Origin of the sequence: Pseudonocardia nigra (assembly GCF_019396355.1) — a bacterium.
In the GTDB taxonomy this organism is placed as follows: Bacteria; Actinomycetota; Actinomycetes; order Mycobacteriales; family Pseudonocardiaceae; genus Pseudonocardia; species Pseudonocardia nigra.
Map to the genome: position 1 here is coordinate 1 of NZ_JAHKRK010000289.1, position 7,860 is coordinate 7,860.

Here is a 7,860-nt window from a genome sequence, read left to right on the forward strand (position 1 = left end):
CCACCGGGCCCCGCGAAACTCATGCTGGACGTCGCAGCGTCGAGCGAGCAGGGCGGTGACCCAGGGGCACCTCGGGTGCATCAGCAGCCTGGCGGCTACCGACACAAGGATGGTGCACCAGTGAGCGACCAGCGCATCGCCGTGATCCCCGGCGACGGGATCGGTTCGGACGTGATCGACTCCGCGCGTGCGGTACTCGACGCCGTGTGTGCGCGGCACGGCATCGGCCTGGAGTACACGGAGTTCGACTGGTCGTGCCAGCGGTACGCGCGTGAGGGCGCGATGATGCCGCCCGACGGCATCGACACGCTCCGCGGCTTCGACGCGATCCTGCTCGGCGCCGTGGGCTGGCCGGGGGTGCCCGACCACGTGTCGCTGTGGGGACTGCTCATCCCCATCCGCCGGGCGTTCCGCCAGTACGTGAACCTGCGCCCGATCCGGGTCTTCGACGGCGTGCAGAGCCCGCTGCGCGGCGCGGAGAACGTCGACTTCGTGGTCGTACGCGAGAACGTGGAGGGCGAGTACAGCGAGGTCGGCGGCCGGATGAACCGCGGGTTCCCGGACGAGATGGCCGTGCAGGAGTCGATCTTCACGCGGGTCGGGGTGAGCCGCATCGCCGACTTCGCCTTCGAGCTCGCGCAGACCCGTCGCGGGTACGTCACCTCCGCCACCAAGTCGAACGGCATCGTGCACACCCTCCCGTTCTGGGACGAGGTCGTGGCCGAGCGGGCGGCCCAGTACCCGGACGTGCGGTGGGACAGCGAGCACATCGACGCCCTCGCGGCGAAGTTCGTGCTGCAGCCGGGCCGCTTCGACGTGGTGGTCGGGTCGAACCTGTTCGGCGACATCCTGTCCGACCTCGCCGCGGCGGTGGCCGGCTCGATCGGGATCGCGCCGTCGGCGAACCTGGACCCGACGAAGCAGTACCCGTCGATGTTCGAGCCGGTGCACGGCTCGGCGCCCGACATCGCCGGCCAGGGCATCGCCAACCCGGTGGGCGCGGTGTGGTCGGCGGCGATGATGCTCGAGCACCTCGGGCACCCGGCCGCCGCCGCCGACGTGCTGGCGGCGATGGAGACCACGCTCGCGAAGCCCGAGACCCGCACCGCCGACCTCGGGGGCACGGCGAGCACGCGCGAGGTGACCGACGCCCTGGTGACCCACCTCGGCTAGGCGAACCCGGATTGCAGCAAAGCCACTTTCACGCAACCACGTGGCATGAAAGTGGCTTTGCTGCAACGGGGTGAGGGGCGTCAGGCGGGGGGCGCCAGGACCTTGCCCGGGTTGAGGATCCCCTGCGGGTCGAACGCCGCTTTGATCTTGCGGTGCAGGCCGGCGCTCAGCTCGCCGAGCTCCGTGGCGAGCCAGTCGCGCTTCAGCACGCCGACGCCGTGCTCGCCCGTGATCGTCCCGCCCAGCCCCAGGCCGAGTTGCATGATCGCGTCGAATGCGCGCTGGGCCCCCTCGACGGCGGCCGCATCGCCGCGGTCGAAGATCACCGTGGGATGCATGTTGCCGTCGCCGACGTGCCCGGGGCAGGACACGAGCACGTCGTGCTCCACCGAGATCGCGGCGATCCCGTCGAGCAGGTCCACCAGGCGCGACCGCGGCACGGCGACGTCGTCGATGAGCGTGGAGCCCAGCTTCTCGATGGCGAAGTGCACGATCCGGCGGGCCTCCATGAGCATCGCCGACTCCGCGGCGTCGGAGGCCACGGCCACGTCGAGTGCGCCCAGCTCGTCGCAGATTCGGCCCATCTCCGCGACGTCCTCGGCCGCGCGCGGGCCGCGGTCGGACTGCGTGATCACCAGTGCCCCGACGCCTGCGGGCAGGCCCATGTCGCGGTAGTCCTGGATGGCCCGCACGGTGAGCCCGTCGAGGAACTCGCACATCGACGGCTGCAGCCCCGCGGCCATGATCCGGGTGACGGCCGACAGCGCGTCGGCGGCCGAGCCGAACGCTGCGGCCATCGTCAGCGCGGCCTCGGGTGCGGGCCGCAGCCCGAGCGTCGCCTGGGTGATCACGCCGAGGGTGCCCTCGGACCCGACGATCAGCTTGGTGAGGTCGTAGCCCGCCACGCCCTTGGCGGTGCGGCGGCCGGTGCGCAGCAGCTCCCCGTCCGCGGTGACGACCTCGAGGCCGCGGACGAAGTCGGCGGTGACGCCGTACTTCACGCAGCACAGCCCGCCCGCGTTCGTGGCGAGGTTGCCGCCGATGGTCGACAGCTCCCAGGACGACGGGTCCGGCGGGTAGTAGAGGCCCTGCTCGAGCACGGCCCGGGACAGCACGGCGTTGAGCACGCCCGGCTCGACGACGGCGACCTGGTCGACGGGGTCGATCTGCAGGATCCGGTCCATCCGGGTGAGCGAGAGCACGATGCCGCCGTCCACGGCGTTCGCGGCGCCGGACAGCCCCGACCGGGCGCCCTGCGGCACCACCGGTACGCCGTGCGCGGACGCCACCCGCAGCACGTGCTGCACCTGCTCGGTCGCGGTCGGCCGCACCACCGCAAGGGGCGCCCCCGACGGGCAGAAGCTCGCCTCGTCGTGCCGGTAGGCCTCGGTGCTCGCCGGGTCGGTGAGCAGCGCGTCGGCGGGAAGGCCCGCGGCGAGTTCGCTGAGCACGGTCATGCGGACGTCGTCCTCCTGGTGGGTCACGGTCGGGCCCGATCGCCGTAGACGGGGCGCAGCCGCTCGTAGTAGGCGGTCTCGAGGTGGTCGCGCATCGCCCGCTCGGCGGCGTCGGCGTCGCCGGCGAGGAGTGCCTCGGTGATGCGGCGGTGCTCGGCCACGGTCTGGCGGCCGATGCCGCGGTCGTAGTACAGCCGGAACACGTGCAGGTGGCAATGCGTCCGCTCGAGCGCGAGCCGCACCTGGTCGCTGCCGGCCAGCTCCGCCACCAGCGCGTGGAAGCGGGCGTCGTGCGCGGTGAGCGCCTTGTAGGCGTCGTAGGTCTCCGACTCCGGTTCGTCGCAGGAGGCCATCTCGGCGAGCACGCGCTCGCGGGCCGTCGGGTCGATCAGCTCCGCCGCCCGGCCCGCCGCCCAGGGCTCGATGAGCAGCCGGAACCGGTAGAGGTCGTCCAGCTGCGGGAGCGTGAGCAGCGGCGTGGTGCGGTAGCCCCGCAGCGGCTCCTTGACGACGAGCTCGGCCGACTCGAGCCGGGCCAGCGCCTCCCGCACGGGCGTGGGCGAGACGCCGAGCTGGCGGGCCAGCCCGTCGATCGAGACGCGGGCGCCCGGGGCGATCGCGTTGTCCATGATGAGCGCCTTGATCGCCTCGTACACGTCGTCGGCGAGCACCTGCCGGCGGGGCAGCGGAGTCACGGGGGGCTCCTCACGAGCGGCGCCCGTGCTCGTCGATCTGGTCATGGCTCTCCCTCGAGACCGTTCCCCACCTCTTGACCACGGCCCCGGTGACTCCAATAATCCCCGCGGCTATCGGAAATATCCCATAGGATCCCCGAGGGATCCAGCACACGTCCGCGCGCAGAGGTGCGTGCGGAGACGGGCAGGTGGACCTTGACAGCATTGGAGACCAGCGGCGCACTGACGCTGCCCGAGGCACCTGCGTCCCTGCGGCGCAAGCGTGTGAGCTTCGCGACGATCCTGAAGTTCTTCGGGCCCGGCGCGATCATCGCGTCGCTGACGATCGGCAGCGGCGAGTCCATCCTCGCCTCGCGCGAGGGCGCCGTGTTCGGCTACGCCGTCCTCTGGGCCGTCGTCGTCGGCACGGTCGCGAAGGGCGCGCTGGTGTACGCCTCGAACCGGCACATCACGCTCACCGGCGAACACCCGATGACCCGCTTCGCGCGGGTGCTGCCCGGGCCGCGCGGCTGGTTCCCACTGGTCATCCTGCTGATCTGCCTGGCGTCCTTCCCCGGGTGGGCGAGCGGCGTGACCGTCGCGCTCGGTGACTACCTCGAGTCGCTCGGCGCGGGCGACGCCACGCTGTACGCACTCGGCGTCCTCGCGTTCTCGGCGGTGCTGTCCTACATCGGCGGCTACCGCGTGCTGGAGAAGGTGCAGGTCGTCATCGCGGGGCTGATGGTCCTGCTGGTCCTCGTCGCCGTGTTCGTGGCGAGCCCCGACTGGCTCGGCGCGCTGGGCGGGCTCGTGCCCGGCGACTTCGACTACGCGCCGTTCGTCGCCGAGCGCTACCCCGACATCGTGGAGACGTCGGTGTGGGTCGAGCTCGTGGTGTTCATGGGCGGCCTCGGCGGCGGGATGTACGACTACGTCGGCTACACCGGCATGCTGCGCGAGAAGAAGTGGGGGATGCTCGGCCACCCCGAGGCGCAGGCGATCGGCAGGCGCATGGCCGCGATGGACGGCCGGGCCCGGATCCCGCTGTCCACCGACCCGGCGGACGTCGCGCAGGCCAAGGCGTGGAGCCGGGCCCCGCTGTTCGACATGCTCGCGGCCTTCCTGGCCATGGCGATCATCGCCGCGGCATTCATGATCAACGGTGCGGCGATCCTCGGTGAGCAGCAGCAGGTGCCCGCGGGCAACGACGTCCTCACCTACCAGTCGCAGTTCCTCGGCGTCGTGGCCCCGGTCTTCGAGTACTTCTACATCGTCGCGATCGTCATGGTGCTGTTCGGCACCGCGTACGCGCTGTGGGAGGCCTACACGTGGACCACCTACGAGAGCCTCGCCGCCGTGTCGAAGAAGGTCCGTGAGCGCGGCCAGCGCGGCATCCGCCCGTACGTCTACGCCTGGGTGGGCATCGGCAGCGTGCTGGCGATCCTGTCCGGCGCGAGCTTCGTCGCGCTGATCACACCCGCGTCCATCGTCGGCGGCGTGTTCGCCTGCGGCATCTACGGCGCCGGGCTGCTCTACGTCGACCGCAAGAACATGCCCGGCCCGTACCGGATGGGCCGCGTGCTGCGGGTGCTCGTCACGCTCGGCTCGGTGTTCCTCACCGTCTCCGGGATCGTCGCGATCCTCGCCTACGTCGGCGTGATCTCATGACGTCGGTCCCGATCCGCTGGCGCTACCTCCTGCTCGGCCTGGGCTTCCTCGCCCTCGCCGGCATCCGGGCGGTGGACGGCGCGGCGGTCTGGGCCGCGGTGTTCGGGCTCGCCGCCGTAGCGAACGGGTGGCTGGCCTGGCACGAGGGTGCCCGCGCCCCGGAACGCGCCAGGGTGAACCCGGCGTCGGGCCGCCAGTGGCAGGTGCTCGCAGTTGCCTGCCTGGTCGTCGGCGGCGGGCTGCTCCTGCTCGAGCCGTCGCTCGCGGTGATCGCCGCCGCCGCGGCGCTGTTCTGCCTGCACCGCGCCCGGCAGGCGGCGCGCACACTGCAACCGGTATCAGGGCACCCCGTATCAGCACAGGAGTAGGGAGAAGCATGGAGATCGTCCGCTATCTCGAGGCAGGAGCGGCAACCCCGCGCGTCGGGCTGCGCCGGGACGGCAGGGTGGCGCCGCTGCCCTGGAACAGCATCGGCGAGCTGCTGCGCGAGTCCGCGGACACGCTCCGCGAGCGGCTCACACCCAGCGGCCCGGAGGTCGACGCCGCCGCGGTGACGTTCCTTCCGCCGGTGGACGGGCGCACGGAGGTGTGGGCCGCCGGCGTCACCTACGAACGCTCGCGCAGCGGGCGCGTCGAGGAGAGCACCGAGGCGTCGGTGTACGAGAAGGTCTACGACGCCGAGCGCCCGGAGATCTTCCTCAAGGCGGTGGCCTGGCGGGTCGTCACCGACGGCGAGCCGGTCGCGGTGCGCGCCGACTCCCGGGTGGACGTCCCCGAGGCGGAGCTCGCGGTCGTCGCGAACCGGTTCGGCGAGATCGTCGGCTACACGGTGTGCAACGACATGAGCTCGCGCAACATCGAGGGCGAGAACCCCCTCTACATCCCGCAGGCCAAGATCTACAGCGGCAGCTGCGCGATCGCCACCGGCATCCGGCCGGCCTGGGAGGTGCCGGACGCCGGCGACCTCGCCATCACGATCAAGGTCGTGCGCGACGGTGCCGTCGCCTTCGAGGGCGAGACGAGCACGTCGCGCCTGCACCGCAGCCTCGAGGAGCTCGTGGCGGCCCTGTTCGAGCCGACGGACTTCCCCGACGGCGCGATACTGTCGACGGGAACCGGGATCGTCCCGGAACTGAGTTTCACACTGGTCGAGGGTGACCGCGTCGAGATCGACATCGCGCAGGTCGGCACGCTCGCCAACCCGGTCGTGCGGGGCCGCGAGGCGATGTTGTGGCTCGTCGAGGCCGCCGACCGACCCGACGCCCGGAAGGTGCTTTCGTGACCGTCTCCGACACCACCAGCCAGGAGCTCGACGCGGTGCTCGCCGCGGCCACGGCCGCGGCGGGTCCGCTCGCGGCCCTGCGCCCGGCAGAGCGCGCACGGCAGCTGCGCGCCGCCGCCGACGCCCTCGACGCCGCGGCAGGCGAGCTGGTGCCGCTGGCGATCGAGGAGTCGTCGCTACCCGAGCAGCGGCTCACCGGCGAGGTGGCCCGCTCCAGCGGCCAGCTGCGGCTGTTCGCCGACGCGCTCGAGGAGGGCTCCTACCTCGAGGTGATCATCGACACCGCCGATGCGGACGCGAAGCCGGTGCCGCGTCCGGACCTGCGCCGGATGCTGGTGCCGCTCGGCCCGGTGCTGGTCTTTGCCGCCAGCAACTTCCCGTTCGCGTTCAGCGTGCCCGGCGGTGACACCGCGTCCGCGCTCGCGGCCGGGGCGCCCGTGGTCCTCAAGGCGCACCCGGGGCACCCGAAGCTGTCGGAGCGCACCGGCGAGATCCTCGTCGAGGCGCTGCGCGCCGCGGGCGCTCCGGACGGCACGTTCGCCGTCATCCACGGCATGGAGGCCGGTACCACCGCGCTGACCGACCCGCGGATCAAGGCAGGCGCCTTCACCGGGTCGGAGCGCGGCGGGCGGGCGCTGCTCGACATCGCCACCTCGCGAGCCGAGCCCATCCCGTTCTACGGGGAGCTGGGCAGCCTCAACCCGGTGTTCGTCACGCCGGCTGCGGTCTCCGCGCGCGGCGAGGCGATCGCCGACGGTTACGTCGCGTCGTTCACGCTCGGCACCGGCCAGTTCTGCACCAAGCCCGGGCTGCTGTTCCTGCCGGAGGGCCACGGGCTGGAGTACCGGCTGGTCGAGGCCGTGCGCGGCACGTCGCCCGCCGGGATGCTCAACGACCGCATCCGCGGCGGGCACGCCGAGGTGCGCGACAAGCTGGCGGGCCTCGGCACGGTGCGCACCCTCGTCCACGGTGCCGACGGCGACGCGGGCGTGGCCCCGACGTTGCTGGCCACCACGGCCAAGCAGCTGCTCGCCGACCCGGACGCGCTGCTCGAGGAGTGCTTCGGCCCCACGTCGATCGTGGTCGAGTACTCCGACCCGGACGAGCTGCTCGCGGCCGCCGAGGCGTTCGGCGGCAACCTCACCGCCACCGTCCACGCCGAGGACGCCGACACGCCGACGCTGGCGCCGCTGCTCGACCGGCTGCGCGACCGCGCCGGACGGCTGCTCTACAACGGCTGGCCCACGGGTGTGTCCGTGGCGTGGGCGATGCACCACGGCGGGCCCTACCCGGCCACCACCGCGTCGGTGCACACCAGCGTGGGGACCACAGCCATCCGCCGGTTCCTGCGTCCGGTGTGCTACCAGAACACGCCCCAGGCGCTGCTGCCCGAGGCCCTGCGCGACGAGAACACTCTGGGCCTGCCGCGCCGCGTCAACGGGACGGTGACGACGGCCGACGTGGCCTGACGCACCCCCACCGATTGCAGCAAAGTCCCCCATGGCCTTCGGCCGCCACGAGGTATGAGAATCGGGTCGGGTCCGGCTGAGCTCGGTTGGCATTGGTGCGTCTAGCCCGAAGCAAAGTCTGAGGCCTGGGGGCCTTC

7 protein-coding genes are annotated in these 7,860 nt (G+C 72.2%); 5 read left to right on the forward strand and 2 right to left on the reverse strand.

Annotated elements, in window-relative coordinates; all coding sequences use genetic code 11:
* The first annotated feature begins 120 nt into the window (after window positions 1-120).
* On the forward strand, window positions 121-1,173 hold the full coding sequence (locus KME75_RS37965; RefSeq protein ID WP_308283443.1) for a tartrate dehydrogenase: 1,053 nt from the start codon (window positions 121-123) through the stop codon (window positions 1,171-1,173).
* An 80-nt stretch (window positions 1,174-1,253) separates the two neighbouring features.
* Here the strand turns inward: KME75_RS37965 and KME75_RS37970 are convergent, their stop codons facing one another.
* Window positions 1,254-2,630: an FAD-binding oxidoreductase gene (locus KME75_RS37970; RefSeq protein WP_219419774.1), complete on the reverse strand. Its 1,377-nt coding sequence runs from the start codon at window positions 2,628-2,630 to the stop codon at window positions 1,254-1,256.
* A gap of 23 nt (window positions 2,631-2,653) precedes the next feature.
* Window positions 2,654-3,325, reverse strand: a complete 672-nt coding sequence (locus KME75_RS37975; protein ID WP_308283444.1) for a GntR family transcriptional regulator — start codon at window positions 3,323-3,325, stop codon at window positions 2,654-2,656.
* 195 nt (window positions 3,326-3,520) lie between these two features.
* Between KME75_RS37975 and KME75_RS37980 the strand changes: the two genes are divergently transcribed.
* From KME75_RS37980 to KME75_RS37995, 4 genes are read left to right on the forward strand one after another with little or no spacing between them, the layout of a single operon-like run.
* Complete coding sequence (locus KME75_RS37980) at window positions 3,521-4,972, forward strand: Nramp family divalent metal transporter (protein ID WP_219419776.1); 1,452 nt, start codon at window positions 3,521-3,523, stop codon at window positions 4,970-4,972.
* Window positions 4,969-5,340 (forward strand): hypothetical protein, encoded by a 372-nt coding sequence (locus KME75_RS37985; RefSeq protein ID WP_219419777.1) that lies wholly within the window; start codon window positions 4,969-4,971, stop codon window positions 5,338-5,340. The genes KME75_RS37980 and KME75_RS37985 overlap by 4 nt, the downstream gene beginning before the upstream one ends.
* 8 nt (window positions 5,341-5,348) lie before the next feature.
* Window positions 5,349-6,254 (forward strand): fumarylacetoacetate hydrolase family protein, encoded by a 906-nt coding sequence (locus tag KME75_RS37990; RefSeq protein WP_219419778.1) that lies wholly within the window; start codon window positions 5,349-5,351, stop codon window positions 6,252-6,254.
* Window positions 6,251-7,723, forward strand: a complete 1,473-nt coding sequence (locus KME75_RS37995; protein WP_219419779.1) for an aldehyde dehydrogenase (NADP(+)) — start codon at window positions 6,251-6,253, stop codon at window positions 7,721-7,723. Before KME75_RS37990 ends, KME75_RS37995 begins: the two co-directional genes overlap by 4 nt.
* Window positions 7,724-7,860: the final 137 nt, after the last annotated feature.

Coding starts and splice junctions, on each gene's coding strand:
- KME75_RS37970 (WP_219419774.1), bottom strand. CDS start 2,630: ATGACCGTGCTCAGCGAACTCGCCGCGGGCCTTCCCGCCGACGCGCTG.
- KME75_RS37985 (WP_219419777.1), top strand. CDS start 4,969: ATGACGTCGGTCCCGATCCGCTGGCGCTACCTCCTGCTCGGCCTGGGC.
- KME75_RS37990 (WP_219419778.1), top strand. CDS start 5,349: ATGGAGATCGTCCGCTATCTCGAGGCAGGAGCGGCAACCCCGCGCGTC.